Here is a 19,286-nt window from a genome sequence, read left to right as displayed (position 1 = left end):
CCGACGTACGATCGAAATTAATTGATGCGTCACAGTGATTCGGGCGCAATGATGGAATCGAAATGCACTAAGTCTCTGTTTGTTTGAGGAATAATGGCGTAAAAATGCCAAATTTCATTGATGGTATCAAGAGGTGAACCTTATGCTTACCGACGTCAAATTGAAAATCTCAAGCCAAGCGATAAGGCGTTCAAGGTAGCCGACCGCGATAGGCTTTATGTCTTCGTGCTGCAGTCCGGTACGGACGGCGCAAACGTTCTAAGGTAACCTACATTACAGAACGTCCGTGGCAACAGCGATATCTTTCGACGTTGCGATATATAGCCTTCTGCCCTTAATCGCTTTCCCCTTACGGACAAACGGGAAGCGTGGCCCCGGTTGAAGCGCGCTCGTTTGCGCGACCAATTCTGCGCAGTGGATTAACTCGCCCCGCGCACTGAATGCACAAGCGCGATGGGCCCTGCTGTTTAGCAAGCTACCAAGTAATGGATGCTGTTCCGGGAGTTCCGGGTTATGCTTCTGCTTATCGTATGAATATCAGAAAAATACTCCATGCCCTGGCCGGTGGCCTCTATCTGCTACTCGGATTGCTGTTTGTTTTTTCCGGCTTGCAGAATGCACACAAACTCTGGCGCGTTGCGACGCCTAATTTGCATTTTTTGAAAACAACCGGTTCGGTGGAAGAAGTCGTCAAGCACGGCAATTCCGACAGCGAAGGGGCATCACGGGGAGTGCCCTTTGTGGCGGAGGTAAAATTTTCTTACTCCCTCAACGGTAGCCGATTCGTCAGCAATACGCTTTCTCCCAGCTGTACGTGGTGCACACCCAACGAAGTGTTCGATGCCGTCGGCGCGCGGCCCAGCCAGCTGGCGGTAGGGACTCGGGTGCCGGTGTTCGTCCAGCACGATAGCCCCGGTGTTGCGTACATCCAATTGTCGACCGGCTCGGATGTGCGGGATGAGTTTGCATTTACCCTGCTGTGGCTGGTGATAGCGCCGCTGTTTCTGTATTGGCACTACGGTGCGTGGGGCAGGTCCGAGGAGGAAAGCCAGCAAACCGTTGGGAAACCATAATGAAAGGCGGAGCGTAGCCGCAGGCGAGCGCCGAGCTTGAGGCGGGCCTGGGGGCCGGCCATCGGTAGAGCGAAAAGCATGGTGCAGCGTAGCAGCAACGCAGGCCTAGGCTGTGGCTGAGTCCTGCGTTCTCTTGTGAAGGAAATGCCGTTCCGTTGAAAGCGGGGCGGCTTTTTTGGTATTTGAGCATAGCGCGCCTGTTAGTCCGGCCTTAACCCAAAGGGTCCTTGCCGGGCCCGAGCAGGGCACCTACAATAATCCGTTCGATAACGAAGGCTCAAGGTGCGCAAATTTCTTCTGTGCTTGCTTCTATTGTCAGCGTCGTTAAACGCCTTCGCCAGCTGTTACGTGCAGCTAAAGCAGACGCTGCCCGACGGTGGTGTCATTGTGTTCGGCGAATACCACGGAACGGTCGAGGCGCCTCGATTTTTCCTCGACTGCATCCGGGAATTTGTTGCAAAGAAGGAAAAAATCAGCGTGTTCGTGGAGCTGCCGGTAACTGAAAATTCGTTGCTCTCCAATTATGGAGCGGGCAAGATCGACGAACGCGCCCTGGTTCAAAGTTCCCAATGGAAGATCGAGGACGGTCGTACCAGCGTGGCAATGCTAGCGCTGCTGCGCGGGCTGCGGGCCGATCTGGCCGGCGGGCGCGTGACGAGCGTGGCGGGCATTGATCAGGCCAAAGGCGGCGACTACACGGTGCGTGATCGCGATATGGCGGACAACTTCACGACGGCCTATCGCGGCCGAGGCTACAGCATGGTCCTGGTTGGCAATCTTCACGCAAGACTGACCAAGGGCGTTTCATGGGATCCCAATTTGAAGCCATTTGGCATGTATGTGCGCGAGAGAGTCGGTCAGATGGTCAGCCTCGATCTGCGCTACGGCGCCGGCACGGCTTGGTCGTGCACGCCGAAATGCGGACCGGACAGTATGGGCGAACACCTGGTAGGCGTCACATTGCCTGCCGTACCGTCGGTAGAAATCCAGCATACCGACGAAGCGTTTGACGGCATCTGGTACGTCGGCCAGCTGAACGCCTCGCCCCCGGCTTGGCTGCGCTACCCGAAGTAGAAGGCCTTATGCCGGGCTCAAGCGGTATAGCGCCTGGCGCCGGATCAGAGTCATGTGTGCGTCCCGATCTGCAGCGCCTGGAGAGCCGATCGTCATTCATAACAGGGACCGGCGCGGCGGCGTACTGCGCCCAGTAGCTTGCACGCGAAGCGTGGTGGTAATACACTGCGAGAGTTGCTCCAAAAATCGAGACAAAGGGCAACTATCTTCATTAGTTCGAACCATCGTATTTTTGATAGGAGGAGGGCTTGGGCGCTGCTAAATACTTCTTGAGATCACGTGCTTAGGTCATCCGTTCATCACCGCGTGGGAATAGATAAGGCAGGCTGCCGCCTTAGTCCCTCAATATTTTTGGACGGACGCACCGCAGTCGCATCTGGGCCGTTTGGAGAGTTCAATGCGCTCCGGGCGTGAGTCCTTGGCCAGGCTGATCCATCACAGGCATGTCAAAGGCCTTATGATCGGTGCTGCGCTACTTGTGCTGGTGCATATCGTCGGCACTTTGGGCTACCACTATCTGGGGCGCCCGAACGCGTCCTGGGTCGACAGCTTTTACATGACATTCATAACTGTCGCCACCATCGGTTTTGGCGAGACGGTCGACTTGGGTCACCATCCCATCGGGCGCCTGTTCACCGTGTTGATAGCTGTGTTGGGCATCGGCGCGATGAGCTATGTATTTTCCACTGTCGTTGCGCTGCTGGTGGATGCCGACCTGAATTTGGACAGACGGAGAAGACGAATGGAAATAGAAATCGCCAAGCTTTCCGGCCATTACATTGTGTGCGGAATTGGCCGCGTCGGCTCCAACGTGGCCAAGGAACTATTCAACACGCAGCGGCGCTTTGTGGTGGTGGAAAGTGACCGGAATTCACTCGACGCCTGGCTCGAGCACCATCCCAAAACGCTGTACGTGCATGACGACGCGGCCGACGACGCGGCCTTGCAGCGCGCCGGCCTGATGGGCGCAAGCGGCGTATTCGCCGTCACTGGTGACGACAGCCACAACCTCATGATCGCCTTGTCGGTCAAAATGCTTAATCCGAAAGTGCGCGTAGTTGTGCGCCTGCACGACGTGCGAAACACCAAAAAAGCGCGCCGTGCCGGGGCCGATGAAATCGTCTCGCCCGATTTTACGGGCGGCATGCGCATCGCGTCGGCCATGGTGCGCCCGCATGTGGTCAATTTCATGGACCAGATGCTGCGCAGCGAAGGTGCGATGCGGGTCGAGGAAGTTGTGCTGCCGGTCGATATGGCACCGGTGGCGTTGTCGCGACTGTTGCCCAGGTCGCGCGACTACATGCTGATGGCTGCCTACGAAAACGACAAATGGACCTTCAACCCGGCCGACGATTTCCCGCTTGGGGGCGGCGTGACGCTGGTGCTGATGGCCGACCCCGCCGGGCGCGCATTGGTCGAAGATCAGATTCGCAGGCACGGCTGAGCAGAGCGAGGGCAGCGACGGAAAGCGTCAGAGTCGAAAGCGGCCTTTTACTTGGGCCCCGAGTATTCTTACTCTACCGTCTGCGCTCTACAAACATAGCGAAATGCCTGCTTCACTCTGCTGCGTGCAATCGTCGCGATGCCCGGCCCGACAAGTAACGCCGTGCCCGGTTCTGGAACCTCGCTTGTGCAATCGAAAACGGCGAAACCGTTGCTCCCCAAAGCCGTCCTGTTCCGAATGAACGATTAGAATAGCGCTGCTATTTGAACTGATGGTCGGCCGCTACCAGCGGCGGTTTGTGAACGCGGCTCGCGATCGGTTCAGCCGTGGTTTGACCCGTTGCCAGGGCTTCCATCCCTGCTCGATCCGTAATGTTGACTCCTCGATGGTCGATCCGCAACAGACCTTTCTGCTTAAACCGCAGCAAAAGACGGGAAACACTTTCAACGGTCAAACCCAGATAATTGCCAATCTCTTCACGGGACATCCTCAACCGAAAACGCAACGGGGAGTAGCCGCGGTCGGCATAACGGGTAGACAAATTGACCAGAAAAGCGGCGAACTTTTGTTCCGCCCGCATTTTGCCCATGACCAGCATCGCACTTTGGTCGCGCGTTATTGCATGTCCCAAAACCCGGTAGAAATGGTGCTGCAGGCTGGGAAGATCGGCAGAAAGCTGCTCAAAGTGAGTAAAGGGAATCGCGCACACTTCGCTGTTTTCTAACGCCACCACACTGCTGGCATGGCGCGCCGGGCCGATGGCATCCAGGCCAAGCACATCACTGGTCATCGGGAAGCCCAGGATTTGGCGCTCCCCGTTCAGATTGACGCGAAAGGTCTTGAAATGGCCGAAACGGACCGCGTACATAGTCTGAAAAGGCTCATCGACGCAAAATAGTTGCTCGTCGCGCAGCACTCGGCGGCGGGTGATGATCATGTCCAGCCGCGCGGTGCCAGCGACGTCCAGCCCGCTTGGCAGGCACAACTGGCTGAGGGCGCAGCTGCCGCACCTGATCTGTTCACGTTCAGTACGGGAGGGTAGGGGCGAAAGTTCAGTAATGTGCGTCATCCTTGTTAATCCCCGTGCAATGCCCGGCGTTGTAGCGGTGGCGCGCCGCAATCGAAAACGCGGTGCACATATTCCAGAGAATAACCGACTGACAACGGACCGGGCGGCCAAGCGTCCAAAATTGCCCCTACAACTATCACCATCACTCGCATTTCACGTCTGATAACTGATGGCTATATTGTCCATATCCAAACGGTAAGATTTGTTGATGCACATCAATCTAGGTCCAATTAATCCCCAAAGGTATTTTTTTTGCTTTTTTCCTTCAGGAATTTATAGTATTAATTGGGCAAGTTCCCGCCGTCGGGCGGACCAGTCAACATATGAAAACCTATTAGGGGATGCGAGTGCGAAACAATCTTCCGGTCACAAGCATTGAATACGTACTTCGAGAGGCTGAGACCATCGTCTCCAAAACCGATTTGCAAGGCAATATCACCTACGTCAACGGAGATTTTGTACGCATCAGTGGCTTTACCGAAACGGAGCTGCTAGGCGCCCCTCAAAATATCGTGCGTCATCCGGATATGCCGGCTGAAGCGTTTGCCGATTTCTGGACTACGATCAAGAGCGGAAAAGCGTGGAACGGCTTGGTCAAGAACCGCTGCAAGAACGGTGGCCACTATTGGGTCGATGCGACCGCCGCTCCGCTGATCGAAAACGGGGTCATCAAAGGTTACACGTCAATTCGGGTCAAACCAGAACGCCGTGACGTCGAAGCGGCAGAGCATGCATACCGCCAGATCAAGGCCGGTAAAAGCGCTCTGGCGGTAAAGGATGGGCAGGTAGTGCCGATCTCGGCGCGGCGCTCGGGCAAGTTGGCGAGCGTTTCTTTGAACATGAGCTTACTTATGGCCGGGTCTGTGATTGCATCCTTGTTCATGGTAATGCTTATCATCAACATCAAGGGAGGAGGGGCCAACGCCGGCCTTGAAGTTGCCTGCGCTGCCAGCGGGATTCTGGTGACGGCGCTCTTGAGCGTGCTGTTACGCGTGCGTATGCTCAAGCCGCTGTTGGCCTTGCGGCGTGAACTGGAGCGAATGAGTTCGGGAGATTTGAGCAACAAGATCCGGGTCGATGCTGATAACGAAATTAGTGCCGTGGCCCATGGTTTGCGGGTACTCCAAACCAATGTCCGCCTGCTTGTCGGACAGATTCAGGAGGTAACCGCAATAGTACGCGCGGGCGCGACCGAAATTACGCAGGGGACTGCGGACTTGTCAGCGCGAACAGAATCGCAGGCCAGTTCCCTTGAGGAAACGGCGGCGTCGATGGAAGAACTGACCGGCACGGTTAAACAGAATGCGGCTAACGCAGGCGACGCCAACCGGATGATGGCTGAGGCCTCGGACGGGGCCAGCAAGGGCAGGCATGCCATGGCAGACGTGATATCGACAATGTCTTCGATCCAGACTAGTTCGCGCCGCATCGTCGACATCATCAGTGTGATCGATGGCATCGCCTTCCAGACCAATATTCTTGCCCTCAATGCTGCGGTCGAGGCGGCGCGCGCCGGCGAACAGGGGCGCGGATTTACGGTAGTCGCCAGCGAGGTCCGAAACTTGGCGCAACGATCAGCGGCCGCAGCAAAGGAAATCAAGGGATTGATTGACGACACGGCCGACAAGGTCGAGGCCGGCGGTCAACTGGTCGAAGGCGCCGGTGCGGCGATGGATGCGCTGGTGGGCAGAATTAGCCAAGTGGCGACCTACATGAACGACATTTCCCATGCCAGCCGGGAGCAAGGCGAAGGAATTGACCAGGTCAACCAGGCCGTCGCGCAAATGGACGAGGTGACGCAACAGAATGCGGCGCTGGTAGAGGAAGCGACAGCGGCCGCAGAAAAACTCCAGCAACAGGCCTCTCACCTGTCCATGCTCGTCAATTCGTTCAAACTGAGTGCTTCATCTGCGCCTGCGCCGTCGGCAATGCACGCGCGCCACCATCCGCCGCGGTTGGGATCGCTGCCACAGGATGCGGTCACGCCGCTAATCTCGGTGAGAAAACGAGCTTGACAGCGCGCTTTGTGCGCAGAGCGCGCACCACTGGGCGCGTTGCCCCTTGGCGCACGGGGGACCAGCAGGCTTGCGGGCAAAGCTGGCCTGGGTGTGTTCCGGAATATCTGAAGGGCTACTTTCCTAAGATAGCAAAGGGTATGCTGTTGATACCGAGGGAGCCCGCGTTGCGCCGAACAAAAAGGCCATATTGTTCGGTACAACACCTGTGCGAAGTGGCGCAATCTCCCTTTAACCATGATCGAGGAGTCCGTGCTTGTCACGGGCTTGTCTCACGCTCCAGGGAAGACTTCATGAAATTATCAATAGCCAGCTTCAACACCGAAAACCTCATCACCGCCGGCATTCCAATCTACGGCGAAAAGCATCCGCACTTCACGCCCGAGCAGTACCGCCTCAAGACCGAATGGATCCGCAACCAGTTGCTGAAAATGAACGCCGATATCATCGGCTTTCAAGAAGTGTTCGAGGAACGCGCCCTGCGCGACTGCCTGACGGGCACGCCGATGTCGGACTGGCATCTGTTCGTCGCCAATCCGACCGGCGCCTTGCCGGTCAATGCGATCCTGAGCCGGTATCCGATCAAGGAAGCGGCCGTGGTCGACGCCATGCCGTCTCCCTTCCAGTTTTTCGACGACCGCCCGACCAGCGCCGCGCTGGACAGTGAACCTGTGGCCATCCCGATGGAGCGCTTCTCGCGCGGGGTGTTGACGGCGACGATTGCGTTCGGCGACCAGCTCACGCTCTGCGTAATGGTACTGCATTTGAAATCCAAGCGACCCATCCTCGCGCGCGGCGTCGGGCGTGACGAGGCCGACTTGCCGGAACTGGCGCGCGGCAGCGTGCGCTCGCTGATTCGGCGCGGCATTGAAGCATGCGGCGTGCGCCAGCTGTTGAGCGACATGCTGGCGCGCGACGAGACCGTGCCGATCTGCGTGCTTGGCGACCTGAACGACAGCGACAGCGCCGTCACCAGCAGCGTGATTTTGGGCGAAGAGCCGCGCCGCGGTTTGCCCCAGGATGAAAAGCTGCGCCGCTGGAAGCAAGTCCTGCAAAACTGCCGCGACGTGCAAGCGCGGAAAAGCCTGGAAAATTTCCACTACACGTACATTCATAACGGTCACTACGAAAGCCTGGACAATATTTTTGTCAGCAACCACTTTGCCGACGCCAATGTGCAGCGCATCGGCAAGGTGGTGGACGTGCGCCTGTTTAACGACCATGTGATCGACTCGGCCAATTCGATGGATCGCAAGCCCATGCATGTGACCGACCACGGGCAGGTGCTTGTCAACATCGATATCGGACCGAGCCAGTACCGGCAGTGATGCAATAATCAGCATGGGTGGTTATTATACGGGCGTATAATAACCGCATGAATCGCCCATCCAAACAGGTAGATGCGCAGCTGATCGCTTCCGGCCTGGCATTGTTGCCCCAGACCGGGTGCGGCGGCCTGTCCGTTCGCAAACTGGTGGAACACGCCGGCGTGAACCTCGGCATGTTCCATTACCACTTTAAAAACAAGGACAACTTCATCCGCATCTTGCTCGATCAGATGTACGAGGGGATGTTTCTTGAATTGCAGTTGCAAACCGCAGCCCGGGGTGACGCCGTGGCCAGCCTGCGCGCCGCCATCACCGTGCTGGGCCGCTTTGTGCTCAAGCACCGGGCCATGCTGGGCATGCTGCTGGCCGAAGCGGCGCGCGGTGAACCGGTTCCGCTCGCGTTCCTGCGCAACAATGCGCCGCGCCACGTGCACGTGCTGCTCAAGCTGGTGCGCCAGGGCCAGGCCGACGGCAACATCATTGGCCTTCCCGTGCAGCAGTTGCTCCCTTTTATTGCGGGTGGCGTCATCGCGCCTATGCTTGCCGGCAACGCCGCCGAACGCAGTGGCGCCATCGATGCCGGCATGGCCGCGCTGGTCGATGTTGCCTTGCTGTCGGAGCAGGCGCTGCTGCAGCGGATTGAACTTTCGCTGCGCGCCATCACTCTCATTAAGGAGGCGCCATGAAGCGACGTCGATTACTGCCGTCAATGCTGTTCCCGTTTGCCCTGTTCCCGCTTGCCCTGTGCGCGCTCTCTTCCGCCTGCAGCCCGGCTGTCGAGACGAGTTTCCCGGGCTATGCCGAAGGCGAATACGTACGCCTCGGCGCGCCGCTGGCCGGCACGCTGGTGCGCGTCCATGTCAAGACGGGCGAGAGCGCAATTGCCGGGGAACCTGCGTACGTACTGGAGCAGGGCAGCGAAACGGCCGCCCGGCTCGAAGCGGCAAGCCGCGTGCAACGCGCCGAGGCTTTGCTGGCGGACTTGCGCAAGGGCGCGCGCAGCGACGAAGTGGCGGCCATTGCAGCGGACCTGCACGGCGCCGAAGCTGCGCTTGCGCTCTCGCGCGCCAACTTGGAGCGCGACCGCAAACTGGTCAACGAAAGCTTCATTTCGCGCGCGCGGATCGACCAAAGTTCGGCCGCCGTGGCCGCCGACCGCGCTCGCGTGGAGCAGGCTGCGGCGCGCCTGCGCACCGCGCAAACGAGCGCGCGCAGCGACCAGGTAACCGCCGCCCAAAAGGAAGTGGAAGCGGCGCGCGCGCAACTGGCCCAGGCCCAATGGCGGCTGGACCAAAAGGCGCAGTCGTTCCCCACTGCAGGCCTGGTCAGTGACGTCTATTACCGGGTCGGCGAATGGGTGAGCGCCGGCGCTCCCGTGCTGGCCATTCTGCCGCCTGCCAACATCAAGGCCCGTTTTTTCATTCCTGAAGCGCGCCTCGGGCAGCTCAAGGTGGGGCAGGGCGCCACCATTGCCTGCGACGGCTGCGCCGCGCCCATCAAGGCGCGCATCAGCTTTATCGCACCGCAGGCGGAGTTCACGTCGCCGCTCATCTACAGCAAGGAAAACCGCTCCACGCTCGTTTTCATGGCGGAGGCCACGCCCGATGTCAGAGAGGCGGGCATGCTCCATCCCGGCCAGCCGCTGACAGTCACCCCGGGGCCGATGCAGGGGTCGCTGCCGTGAGCGGCGACGTCATCATCGACGTGCGCGGCCTGACCAAGTCCTATGACGGGCGCATCGTCGTCGACCATGTCGACATGCGCGTTGAGCGCGGCCGCATCTACGGCTTCCTGGGCCCGAACGGCAGCGGCAAGACCACCACTATCCGCATGCTGTGCGGCCTGCTCACGCCCGACGCGGGCGAGGGCACCTGCCTGGGCTACGACATCCGCACCCAGGCGCGCCAGATCAAGCGCCAGGTCGGCTACATGACGCAAAAGTTCGGCCTGTACGAAGACTTGAGCATTGAAGAGAACCTGGATTTTTTTGCGCGCGTGTACGCCGTTCCCCGGCGCGGCGAACGGATCACCGCCACGCTCGAACGGCTTGGCCTGCAATCGCGGCGCAAGCAGCTGGCCGGCGCGCTGTCGGGCGGCTGGAAACAGCGCCTGGCGCTGGCCGCATGCCTGATCCATGATCCGCAATTGCTGCTGCTCGATGAACCCACCGCCGGCGTCGACCCGGCCGCGCGGCGCGACTTCTGGGACGAGATCCATACCCTGGCCGCCGGCGGCATGACGGTCTTGGTCTCGACCCACTACATGGATGAAGCGGAGCGCTGCCACCAGCTGGCCTACATCGCCTACGGCAAGCTGCTCGCGCGCGGCAGCGTGGCCGAGGTGGTGGCCGGGGCGGCCTTGCTGACCTGGTCTGTCAGCGGTCCTGACCTGAACCACGCCGCCACGCTGCTGCGCAGCGCACCGTCAATCCGTACCGTCGCGCCTTTCGGGGCCACGCTGCATGTCAGCGCCGACAGCGCGCAGGCAATGGCGCACGCGATGGCGCAACCGGCGCTTTCCGCGCTGCAGGCCTCGCCCATTCCCACCAGCCTGGAAGACGTGTTCATCGCGCTGATGCAGAACGCGCGCGACAATGTGGAAGAGATCAGGCCATGAGCTGGCAGCGTTTGCTCGCCGTGCTGCTGAAAGAACTGCGCCAGGTGCGGCGCGACCGCCTGACGTTCGGCATGATGGTCGGGATCCCGATCCTGCAACTGATCCTGTTCGGCTTCGCCATCAATGGTGACGTGCGCAAGCTGCCGCTAGCGGTGCACGACGCCGATCACAGCACGTTTTCGCGCGGCTTCATTGCGGCGCTCGAAACGTCGCAGTACTTTCGCGTCGCGCACCAGATCGGCGGCTCGGCCGAAGGGGACGCGCTGCTGGCGCGCGGCGAGGTGCAGTTCGTCCTTATCGTGCCGGCCGATTTTTCGCGCAAGCTGGTGCGGGGCGAGCGGCCCGCGATGCTGCTGGCCGCCGACGCCACCGATCCGGCCGCCACCGGCAATGCGCTGGCCAATCTGAACGCCATTGCCGCGCGCGCGATCGGGCGCGACCTGACCGGGCCACTGGCGCACCTGCGGCCCCAGGAGGCGCCGTACGAGATTCGCAGCCAGCGCCGCTACAACCCGGAGGGCCTTACGCGCTACAACATCGTCCCTGGCCTGATGGGCGTGATCCTGACCATGACGATGGTGATGATGACGGCGCTGGCCATGACGCGCGAGCGCGAGCGCGGCACCATGGAAAACTTGCTGGCCACGCCCGTCTCGCCGCTGGAAGTCATGGTCGGCAAAATCGTGCCGTACATCGGCATCGGCTACGTGCAGGTGGCGGTGATCCTGGCGGCGGCGGTGCTGCTGTTCGACGTGCCGGTGGTGGGCAGCCTGTGGCTGCTCTCGGCGGTGCTGGTGCTGTTCATTGCGGCCAACCTGGCCATCGGCTTCACGTTCTCGACCATCGCGCGCAACCAGCTGCAGGCAATGCAGCTGACGTTTTTCTTCTTCCTGCCGTCGATGCTGCTGACGGGCTTCATGTTTCCGTTTCGCGGCATGCCTGCCTGGGCTCAGGTCATCGGCGAAGCGCTGCCGCTCACGCACTTCCTGCGCGTGGTGCGAGGCATTATGTTGAAGGGTAATACGCTGGCCGAGATCCTGCCCCAGGTCTGGCCGATTGCCCTGTTCGCGCTGTTGGCAACAATGGTGGCGCTGCGCCGTTTCCGCCAAACGCTGGACTGAGTGTCCCTGGGCGGATTTGGTACACTCCTTCCTTTTTACGCAGGCTTTCATGATGGCTGGACTACCCGAGCTGCGCGCAAGCGCGCTGCAATGCTTGCTGTTGAGCGACCCGGGCGCCAAGACCGCGGCCATTGCCTCCATGGCCGCCGCCTACAACAGCGAAGGCTGGGATCTGTACGCCAGCGCCGCCATCGACGCCGCCGGGACCATTCCCGGCCGTCCCGAGCGCCCGCTGCTGGTGCCCCCGCGCCTGGTCGGCCGGCGCTCGATGGTCACCGCAGAAGGGCGGGCAATGCTGGTCCACGCGCTCGCGCACATCGAGTTTAACGCGACCAACCTGGCTCTCGATGCGCTCTGGCGCTTCCCGGACATGCCCGCCGACTACTACACCGACTGGTTGCGCGTGGCAAAAGAGGAGGCGATCCATTTTTCGCTGCTCACAGCCCACCTGCAGGTGCTCGGCTTTGCCTACGGCGACTTTCCCGCGCATGACAGCTTGTGGGAGATGGTCGAAAAAACCCGGGGCGACGTCCTGGCCCGCATGGCGCTGGTGCCGCGCACGCTCGAGGCGCGCGGACTCGATGCCATTCCGCCGCTGCGCGCCAAGCTGGCCCAGGCCGGCGATATGGCCGCTGCCGTCATCCTGGACCGCATATTTGCCGACGAGATCGGGCACGTTGAAATCGGCAATCGCTGGTATCGATACCTGTGCGAGCAACGCGGCCTCGAGCCGCGCGCCGCCTATGCGACCCTGGCCGCGCGCTACGAAGCGCCGGTATTGAAGGGCCCTTTTAACTTCGAGGCGCGCCGCCAGGCCGGGTTTACCGAAACGGAGCTGGCAGACCTGGGGTGATGGAGAGTTTCAAAGTCTGCACAACATCGTCCTCGCGTACGCGAGGACGATGTTGTGCTGCTGCGCCGTCGTCCCTTCTGCTACAGCCTCGTTCGAGAGGACGATGTAGTGCTGCTGTACTATCGCTCCTTTTCAACTGCCTTGAACGCCGGGGCGATGTAGTGCTGCTGCACATTCTTCCTTATTGCCCCGTGCCGTGATCGTGGGCCGTTTGCGCACCGGCACTGCGAAGTGGCTAAGCGATCCGAATTTTGACTGAGTGCAGTTCGCGCGTGGGCACGAAGCCGAGATTTTCGTACAGCGCCCAGGCGCGCTTGTTGCTCGCGCTGACGTGCAGATAGGGGGTTCGCCCTTCGGCCAGGATCATGCCGCTCAGTTGCCGGATCAGGTGGGCCGCGTGGCCCATGCCGCCGTGCGCCGGGTGCGTGACGACGGCGCTGATTTCGCGGTAGCCGGTGCTGGCCAGGCGCTGACCGGCCATCGCCGCCAGCCCGTGGGGCGTGTGCACACCGATGTAGTGCCCCAGCGCAGCCGTGCGTGGGCGAAAAAATTCAGGATAGGCAAGGGCGGTCAAGTCCAGCATGGCGCCAATATCGGCCTCGCCCAGCGCCACGGCCGGCGTTTGGCACGGCGCGCCCGGGGCGCGCCTGGCGTCGTAGACCATTTGCAGTACCTGGAACGCGCTCTCGAGCTTCCAGCCCGCGGCAAGGGCCGGCGCGACGCCCAAAAAATACACGATTTCGCCCCTGTGCATGCAATCGAGCGCGCCAAGGTCCGCGCCCGCATGCTCGACGGCGCAAAACGGCGCAACATCGGGCGCGAATCGCAACAGCGGGCCGCACGCGTGCGCGAAGCCGGCGTGACTTGTCGTCAGTGAACTCCACATCGGATTGGCGAGCGTCCCGTGCATGGGTGCCTTGGTGTGAAAATTGGACGATGGTAAGCGAGCGGCCATGGCGATGGCTCGCCTTGATGATGCAATATGCCCGACAGCCGTGTTCGGTGAACTAAATGACCTGCTCGCTTGTCTAGAGTAAGGTTGGGCAGCCATGCCGCCTTGTTTCACGCGTCCTCATCCCAGGCATGGCGCCACGTTGCACTCTTCGCTGACCGGCAACGCTGCTGTGCGCAGCGGCCGGGGTTTTTCTCGTTCCGACAGCTTGCCCGAGCCTGTGGCTCATGGGCCCGCGCATTCTCGCGCCTGTCGCTTAACCAGCACGGCGCGCGCCCGGCAAGCCCGGCCACGCCTCACACTTTCAGGAGTTTGTCATGAAAAACATATTGATGCTGTTTTGTCTGCCCGCCCTGCTCACCGCATGCGGCGGCGGCAAGGGCGGTGCGCCAGCGGTGAACGATGCGGCGCCGGTGGTGGCGGCAACGCTGGAATCATCCGATTCCGAAGCGGAGCCCCTCGACCAGCCGGAAGGCGAACCGGTGACCGAAGCGGTGGACAGCGACGCCGTTCAGGATGCTCCCGTCGACTTCACGGTGCGCAACTATTTTCCAGAAGGATCCGGTGTAGCGCCGCTAACCGACGATGCGGGCGCAAGCGCAAGCCTGGATCCGCAAGCGGCAGGCTCGCTGCAGTTGCTGTACGTGTCGCCGGCCGGCTCGGACAGCAATCCCGGCACCATCGAGCGCCCGTTCAGGTCGCTCATCCGCGCGGCCAAGGCCAGCCGCGCCGGCGGCAAGGTCCTGGTGGCCCCCGGCGTCTATGAAGGCGGCTTTCGCACCAATGCCAGCGGCGCACCCGGCGCGCGCATTCTGTTCCTGTCGACCAGAAAGTGGGGTGCAAAAATCATTCCGTCAGAAAACTCCCCCAACAAGACCGCGTGGGACAATCGGGGCAGCCATGTCGATATCGTCGGTTTCGAGATCGATGGCAGTGCCTACCAGCGCGGCAAGAAATGGGTGCACGGCATTTACAACGGCGGCTCCTACGTGGCCATCCGCAACAACCACGTCCACCATATCGCCCAGACGGCCGCGTGCACGCATGCCGGCGGCGCAGCGATCGGGGTCGACAGCTATTACGGCGGGGTGAAGGGCGACGTCATTTCCAACCTGGTGCACGATATTGGCCCCGCCGGTTGCCGCTTCGTACAGGGAATTTATGTCAGCACGTCGGGCCGGGTCCAGAACAATGTAATCTACCGCGTGGCCGAAGGCGGCATCCACCTGTGGCATGACGCGAATAACGTCATCATTACCAACAATACGGTGACGCAGTCGAACACGGGCATCATCATTGGCGGGGGCAATTACTACCATTCGTCCGGGCCGAACGACCATACGGCGGTGTACAGCAACATTGTCTACGATAACAAAATGGGGATTTCGGAGCAGGGCCAAACGGGACGCAACAATACTTACCGCAACAACCTGGTGTACCAGAACGCGCGCTACGACTGGCGCCTGCAAAACGGGCTGTCGCACACGGGCACCGTCAGCGCCGCGCCCTTGTTTCTGGACAATTCACGCAGCAGCGACCCCAGCCTGAAGCTGAGTGCCGACTCGCCCGCCGTCGGTCATGCCACGCCCGAGTATGCGGAAAGCATCGACTTCGCCGGCCGCCCGCGCGATGCCCGCGCAGGCTATGACATCGGCGCCTTGCAACACTAGCGGCGCGGCGGGCGTGTGCGACCAGTTGCATTGCCGGTTTGCGGCTGAAGTCCCGACAGAGCGCAAGAGCGACGCCCTCAGCGCCAGAAATGCCAGATCTTGCGCGCCGTTTCCGGCGGCCCGTTGGCATCGAGATAGTCGAGGTATTTCGGGTCTTCGTCGTCGAACAAGTCTTCGCCGCCGCCCACAAAGGCACGGTTGAGCTCATCGATGGCGCGCGCGTAATCGCCTAGTTCGAACTGGCACTGGCCGAGCCGCATGTGCAGGAAAGGAATGCCGATACCGCCAGGGCAATGCATGACGGTGGACAGATTGTCGACGCCCGCTTCGTAGTCGCGGCCCAGGAAATTGGCGTCGCCGACCGCCGCCAGAATCCAGGTAGCCGCCTCGCAATCGATTTTCGGTTCCGGGAGCAAGTCCCAGGCTTGCCAGTACAGGCCGAGGGCGTCGGGAAAGCGGTCCTGGTCGGCGTGGGTGTCGCCAAGGGCGCATAGGCGGTCGATCTCCGCCTGTAGTTCAGTGCTAATCGGTGGCATGTGTAAGCGTTTATCCAGACAGTCTCGTCAGCTTGCGCCGGGCGCAAGCTTGGTCAATATTTAACATTCGAGCAGCCTACCACACCAGCCAGCGCGTCTGTTTCAATCGTGCATCGCTATCTGGACCGGCTGCACCATATTGGTGGCGCGCCGCTACGCCTTGGGCGCGGCCGGGATTGCGCTGTGCAGGCGTTGCTGGAGCAAGGCCACGACCGCCGCTTCCTCGGGTTGCAGCGCCGGCAAGTCATCGACCAGTTCCTGCTCGGTACGCGCGCGCGAGGCTTCAAGGATGGTGCCGTCGAGATAAGCGTCAATGACGGCGGGATGCACGTAGCATTTGCGGCAGATCGACGGCGTGCTGCCGAGCCGCTCAGCCACCGATTCGATGGCGCACGATATTTTTCTTCGCCCGGGTGTCGGAATCCCATATCTCGAACTCGCGCAGCGCGAGCGCGGCCAGAACGGTGCCCGAACAGGTGAGGACATCCTTGGCCGTGCGCAGCGTGATGCCGGCGCTGCTGTCGTTCACGTAGCGCAAGCGAGCCGACTTGGCGGCGGCAGGTGCATCGGCTAGCGCCAGCGGCGCAGTGGGAGCGGGCAAATCGCGCGTCATGGTTGAGCGTGCTTCATTCGGTACCCCACGCGCATTGCTGCAATACCGAAATAGTACGCTCGTTGAAGCGGTCCCGATGCCCGATTTGCGCGTAGGTTGGCAACAGTGTTGGGGACAGTGTTCGGGGCAATCCGTGCGGTGTTGGCTGCGCCGGTCTTACTGCAGGCCGGCAAGGCGCTGCGAGCGCAAGGTTTGGCTTGCATTGTCGAATAATTGCATGTTGGCCCGCGCCGCGCGCAGGGTGCTCATGTCGAGCGACAGGCTGCGTGCCGGCGTGGTGCTTTTGATGAGCGTGGCGTAACGGGCCGGCAAGCGCGTGGCGGCAAAGCGTTCGGTGGCGATCGCGCGCGACTGCGTGGCGGCCTGGCGCTGCGGTTCGGCCTCGTCCGGGGCGCTGATGATCTTCACGGCTTGCGAGTCGCCAGGGCACAGGGCGTCGGTCAGGGTAACGTGACCGGCTTCGGTGACGCATTTCTTGATGTCGGTGCCAACTGCAAACGCGCTTGATGCGAACACCATGCCGGCGAGGAAGATGGCGCGAGTGCTTGCTTGGCGTTTCATGGTCGTGCTCCCTGTCAGTAATTGAATCCAGTTTGGTCGATAGCGGAAGCCTTATCTGTTCGTTACCACACCGTGTTGTTTTTATATCGTCGGGATGTGATCGACGAACGCACGTGAGCACGCCAATATCAAGGGCGTACATGCAATTTCGCTGCGGTTGAAGCGCACAGCTGGCATGGAAAAAACGTCGCACCCGTGCGCGCACTTTTTTTCTGATGCTTGTACACTTGGTTACATCGTTGTGACCAATACTTACGCTGCGGCGAACCCAATTGCCATGCATATACGCGCTTATTTGTTGATATTGGCTGCCGGGATACTGATCCCGGCGCTGTTGCTGTCCGGTCTGGCTTTTCGGATGCTGCAGCAGGCCGAACAGCGTGCCGCGCTGGGCGCGCTGGGCGAGAGCGCCAACGGTGTTGCGCTGCTGGTCGACCGCGAACTGTACAGCGCCGAGGCTGCACTGCGGGTGTTGGCGGCCTCGCCTTCGCTGGCCGCGCGCGACGACCGCGCCTATTATGAGCAAGCAAAACGCGTGCATGCGGGCGACGATGGATGGAGTCTCTTGCTCGACGCCGACGGTCAGGCGCTGGTCAATACGGCCGTGCCGTTCGGCACGCCGCTCGGCGCCATGCTGGACCAAGCCAGCACGCGCGCGATGATCAAGGCAGGCAGAACCGTTGTGTCGGACCTGTTGCCGGCCGGGGTGGACGGCAAGCGCAGCACGACCATGTCTTTACCGGTGACGCTGGCCAATGGCAATAGTTACGTGCTCGTCAAAGCGTTTTCGACCGACCGGCGCGGCGGCCTCGAGCATGCCTCGCTCGAAGGGACGCGCGTGTTCGACGTGTTCACCCACCCGTCGATGTCGGGCTGGGCGGTGGCGGTGGCAGCGCCCGTCGCGCTGCTTGGGCGCTGTTCGCGCGATGCTTCTGTGGTGGCTGCCATGGGCCTGTTGGCCGCCACGCTGGTGGCCGTCGCGCTGGCCGGCTGGTTCGGGCGCAGGCACGTGCGTTCCATCAGGCGCGCGGTGCAGGCCGCCATCGGGCTGGGCAAGGGCGTCCAGCCTGCCGTGGTGCGTTCGCGCGTGATTGAATTGAACGAATTGCATGCCGCCCTGCAGGCAGCGGGCGAACAATTGCTGCAAGCGCATGCGTTTCGCCAGCATGCCGATTCCGAGCGCCAGTCGCTGCTCGAAGGCGAGCAACAAGCGCGCTTGGTGGCCGAGCAGCAAAACAGCGCAAAGGACCAGTTTCTCGCCATGCTGGGACATGAATTGCGCAATCCCTTGGCGCCGATTAGCACCGCCGCGCAACTGCTCAAGTTGCAAACGCCGGACGCGGCGCGCGTGCGCTACGCCAGCGACGTGATTGCGCGCCAGGTTGATCACATGAACAGTCTGCCGGGGGACTTGCTTGACGTATCGCGCGTCACGCGCGGGCTGGTGGTCCTAAACATGGAACCTGTCGAGCTGGGCCCCGTGATCGAACGCGCCCTGGAACAAACGGGCGAACTGGTGCTTGAGAAAAAACAGTCGCTGGTGCTCGACATGCCCCGTACGCCCATGTTGGTGCGCGGTGACAAGACGCGGCTGATCCAGATCTTTACCAACCTGATCAACAATGCCGCCAAGTACTCGCCCCCTGGCGGACAGATCGGCGTCAAGGTGCGCGCCGGCGACGGCGAGCTGAGCGTGGTGGTGACGGACAATGGCGAGGGTATTGCGCAGGACTTGTTGCCCCGCATTTTTGACCTGTTTTCACAGGGGGAACGCGCGCCCGACCGTTCGCCGGGCGGGCTTGGGCTGGGCCTGGCGCTGGTGCAAAGCCTGGTCAGGATGCGTGGCGGCAGCGTCACCGCCTGCAGCGCCGGTGCGGGGCAGGGCAGCACGTTTGCGGTGGTGTTGCCCTACAGCGTGCAGGCGGCGCCCGCCAGGACCGCCGCTGCGAGCACCGGGCCGGTTGCGCGTACCGCACCGGGGCATCTGGCGATCATGATCGTCGACGACAACATCGACGGCGCCATCAGCCTGTCGCTGTTCCTGGAAGACGCGGGCGGACACCGCGTGTCGACCTATTACGACGCCGGCACGGCGCTCGGCAGTGCGGCGGCAGAGTCGCCCGATGTGTTCATCCTGGACATTGGCCTGCCCGACATTACCGGATACGAGCTGGCGCGGCGGCTGCGCTCCATGCCGCAATGCAAGGATGCGCTGTACATCGCGCTGACCGGCTACGGGCAGGCAAAAGACAAGAAGCTGGCGTTCGAGGCCGGGTTCGACCACCATGTTTCGAAGCCGGCCGACCCGCAAGCCATTTTGAGCTTGCTGGGGGAAGTGCGGCGGCACGCCTGAACGGCCCG

18 protein-coding genes are annotated in these 19,286 nt (G+C 61.5%); 12 read left to right on the top strand and 6 right to left on the bottom strand.

Annotated features, from left to right (window positions below):
• The first annotated feature begins 485 nt into the window (after positions 1–485).
• From ACP7D4_RS03655 to ACP7D4_RS03645, 3 genes are all read left to right on the top strand, one after another.
• A complete protein-coding gene (locus ACP7D4_RS03655; RefSeq protein ID WP_426207816.1) occupies positions 486–1,073 on the top strand; it encodes a hypothetical protein in 588 nt (195 codons plus the stop codon).
• A gap of 282 nt (positions 1,074–1,355) precedes the next feature.
• Positions 1,356–2,147, top strand: a complete 792-nt coding sequence (locus ACP7D4_RS03650) for a hypothetical protein (RefSeq protein WP_426207815.1) — start codon at positions 1,356–1,358, stop codon at positions 2,145–2,147.
• A gap of 457 nt (positions 2,148–2,604) precedes the next feature.
• Positions 2,605–3,591 carry a potassium channel family protein gene (locus ACP7D4_RS03645; RefSeq protein WP_426207814.1) on the top strand — a complete coding sequence of 329 codons (987 nt, stop codon included), beginning with the start codon at positions 2,605–2,607 and terminating at the stop codon, positions 3,589–3,591.
• A gap of 259 nt (positions 3,592–3,850) precedes the next feature.
• Here ACP7D4_RS03645 and ACP7D4_RS03640 read toward each other — a convergent pair whose 3' ends face one another.
• Entirely contained in the window at positions 3,851–4,528 is a 678-nt protein-coding gene (locus ACP7D4_RS03640; RefSeq protein WP_426207813.1) for a helix-turn-helix domain-containing protein, read from the bottom strand.
• 479 nt (positions 4,529–5,007) lie between these two features.
• On the opposite strand from ACP7D4_RS03640, the gene ACP7D4_RS03635 reads away from it, so the two are divergent.
• The 7 genes from ACP7D4_RS03635 to ACP7D4_RS03605 all read left to right on the top strand — a co-directional run bounded on the left by ACP7D4_RS03635 (position 5,008) and on the right by ACP7D4_RS03605 (position 12,593).
• Positions 5,008–6,675 carry a methyl-accepting chemotaxis protein gene (locus ACP7D4_RS03635; protein ID WP_426207812.1) on the top strand — a complete coding sequence of 556 codons (1,668 nt, stop codon included), beginning with the start codon at positions 5,008–5,010 and terminating at the stop codon, positions 6,673–6,675.
• Between the two features lie 293 nt (positions 6,676–6,968).
• The gene (locus tag ACP7D4_RS03630; protein ID WP_426106207.1) at positions 6,969–8,003 is read left to right on the top strand and encodes an endonuclease/exonuclease/phosphatase family protein; all 1,035 of its coding nucleotides are present in this window, start codon (positions 6,969–6,971) and stop codon (positions 8,001–8,003) included.
• 47 nt (positions 8,004–8,050) lie between these two features.
• Positions 8,051–8,689 (top strand): TetR/AcrR family transcriptional regulator, encoded by a 639-nt coding sequence (locus ACP7D4_RS03625; protein ID WP_426106206.1) that lies wholly within the window; start codon positions 8,051–8,053, stop codon positions 8,687–8,689.
• Positions 8,686–9,687 carry an HlyD family secretion protein gene (locus ACP7D4_RS03620; protein ID WP_426207811.1) on the top strand — a complete coding sequence of 334 codons (1,002 nt, stop codon included), beginning with the start codon at positions 8,686–8,688 and terminating at the stop codon, positions 9,685–9,687. The genes ACP7D4_RS03625 and ACP7D4_RS03620 overlap by 4 nt, the downstream gene beginning before the upstream one ends.
• Entirely contained in the window at positions 9,684–10,619 is a 936-nt protein-coding gene (locus ACP7D4_RS03615; RefSeq protein ID WP_426207810.1) for an ABC transporter ATP-binding protein, read from the top strand. The genes ACP7D4_RS03620 and ACP7D4_RS03615 overlap by 4 nt, the downstream gene beginning before the upstream one ends.
• Entirely contained in the window at positions 10,616–11,740 is a 1,125-nt protein-coding gene (locus ACP7D4_RS03610; protein WP_426106202.1) for an ABC transporter permease, read from the top strand. Before ACP7D4_RS03615 ends, ACP7D4_RS03610 begins: the two co-directional genes overlap by 4 nt.
• A 52-nt stretch (positions 11,741–11,792) precedes the next feature.
• The gene (locus ACP7D4_RS03605; RefSeq protein WP_426106213.1) at positions 11,793–12,593 is read left to right on the top strand and encodes a ferritin-like domain-containing protein; all 801 of its coding nucleotides are present in this window, start codon (positions 11,793–11,795) and stop codon (positions 12,591–12,593) included.
• Between the two features lie 235 nt (positions 12,594–12,828).
• Here ACP7D4_RS03605 and ACP7D4_RS03600 read toward each other — a convergent pair whose 3' ends face one another.
• Entirely contained in the window at positions 12,829–13,548 is a 720-nt protein-coding gene (locus ACP7D4_RS03600) for a GNAT family N-acetyltransferase (RefSeq protein WP_426207809.1), read from the bottom strand.
• Between the two features lie 314 nt (positions 13,549–13,862).
• Between ACP7D4_RS03600 and ACP7D4_RS03595 the strand changes: the two genes are divergently transcribed.
• Positions 13,863–15,215, top strand: coding sequence for a right-handed parallel beta-helix repeat-containing protein (locus tag ACP7D4_RS03595; RefSeq protein ID WP_426207808.1), 1,353 nt, complete (start codon positions 13,863–13,865; stop codon positions 15,213–15,215).
• Between the two features lie 77 nt (positions 15,216–15,292).
• Here ACP7D4_RS03595 and ACP7D4_RS03590 read toward each other — a convergent pair whose 3' ends face one another.
• From ACP7D4_RS03590 to ACP7D4_RS03575, 4 genes are all read right to left on the bottom strand, one after another.
• Complete coding sequence (locus ACP7D4_RS03590) at positions 15,293–15,751, bottom strand: tetratricopeptide repeat protein (protein WP_426207807.1); 459 nt, start codon at positions 15,749–15,751, stop codon at positions 15,293–15,295.
• 153 nt (positions 15,752–15,904) lie between these two features.
• On the bottom strand, positions 15,905–16,129 hold the full coding sequence (locus tag ACP7D4_RS03585) for a hypothetical protein (protein ID WP_426207806.1): 225 nt from the start codon (positions 16,127–16,129) through the stop codon (positions 15,905–15,907).
• Positions 16,122–16,364, bottom strand: coding sequence for a hypothetical protein (locus tag ACP7D4_RS03580; RefSeq protein WP_426106195.1), 243 nt, complete (start codon positions 16,362–16,364; stop codon positions 16,122–16,124). The genes ACP7D4_RS03585 and ACP7D4_RS03580 overlap by 8 nt, the downstream gene beginning before the upstream one ends.
• A 156-nt stretch (positions 16,365–16,520) precedes the next feature.
• Entirely contained in the window at positions 16,521–16,925 is a 405-nt protein-coding gene (locus ACP7D4_RS03575; protein WP_426106193.1) for a DUF4124 domain-containing protein, read from the bottom strand.
• A 277-nt stretch (positions 16,926–17,202) separates the two neighbouring features.
• Between ACP7D4_RS03575 and ACP7D4_RS03570 the strand changes: the two genes are divergently transcribed.
• Positions 17,203–19,278 carry an ATP-binding protein gene (locus ACP7D4_RS03570; protein WP_426207805.1) on the top strand — a complete coding sequence of 692 codons (2,076 nt, stop codon included), beginning with the start codon at positions 17,203–17,205 and terminating at the stop codon, positions 19,276–19,278.
• Positions 19,279–19,286 lie beyond the last annotated feature (8 nt).

Source organism: Massilia sp. TWP1-3-3, from assembly GCF_049897805.1.
In the GTDB taxonomy this organism is placed as follows: Bacteria; Pseudomonadota; Gammaproteobacteria; order Burkholderiales; family Burkholderiaceae_D; genus Telluria_A.
The sequence above is the reverse complement of the archived record's forward strand: the minus strand, read 5'-3'. Positions and strand labels throughout refer to the sequence as shown.

Coding starts and splice junctions, on each gene's coding strand:
- ACP7D4_RS03655 (WP_426207816.1), top strand. CDS start 486: ATGGATGCTGTTCCGGGAGTTCCGGGTTATGCTTCTGCTTATCGTATG.
- ACP7D4_RS03645 (WP_426207814.1), top strand. CDS start 2,605: ATGATCGGTGCTGCGCTACTTGTGCTGGTGCATATCGTCGGCACTTTG.
- ACP7D4_RS03640 (WP_426207813.1), bottom strand. CDS start 4,528: ATGATCATCACCCGCCGCCGAGTGCTGCGCGACGAGCAACTATTTTGC.
- ACP7D4_RS03630 (WP_426106207.1), top strand. CDS start 6,969: ATGAAATTATCAATAGCCAGCTTCAACACCGAAAACCTCATCACCGCC.
- ACP7D4_RS03625 (WP_426106206.1), top strand. CDS start 8,051: ATGAATCGCCCATCCAAACAGGTAGATGCGCAGCTGATCGCTTCCGGC.
- ACP7D4_RS03620 (WP_426207811.1), top strand. CDS start 8,686: ATGAAGCGACGTCGATTACTGCCGTCAATGCTGTTCCCGTTTGCCCTG.
- ACP7D4_RS03610 (WP_426106202.1), top strand. CDS start 10,616: ATGAGCTGGCAGCGTTTGCTCGCCGTGCTGCTGAAAGAACTGCGCCAG.
- ACP7D4_RS03605 (WP_426106213.1), top strand. CDS start 11,793: ATGGCTGGACTACCCGAGCTGCGCGCAAGCGCGCTGCAATGCTTGCTG.
- ACP7D4_RS03600 (WP_426207809.1), bottom strand. CDS start 13,548: ATGGCCGCTCGCTTACCATCGTCCAATTTTCACACCAAGGCACCCATG.
- ACP7D4_RS03595 (WP_426207808.1), top strand. CDS start 13,863: ATGAAAAACATATTGATGCTGTTTTGTCTGCCCGCCCTGCTCACCGCA.
- ACP7D4_RS03590 (WP_426207807.1), bottom strand. CDS start 15,751: ATGCCACCGATTAGCACTGAACTACAGGCGGAGATCGACCGCCTATGC.
- ACP7D4_RS03580 (WP_426106195.1), bottom strand. CDS start 16,364: ATGACGCGCGATTTGCCCGCTCCCACTGCGCCGCTGGCGCTAGCCGAT.
- ACP7D4_RS03575 (WP_426106193.1), bottom strand. CDS start 16,925: ATGAAACGCCAAGCAAGCACTCGCGCCATCTTCCTCGCCGGCATGGTG.
- ACP7D4_RS03570 (WP_426207805.1), top strand. CDS start 17,203: ATGCATATACGCGCTTATTTGTTGATATTGGCTGCCGGGATACTGATC.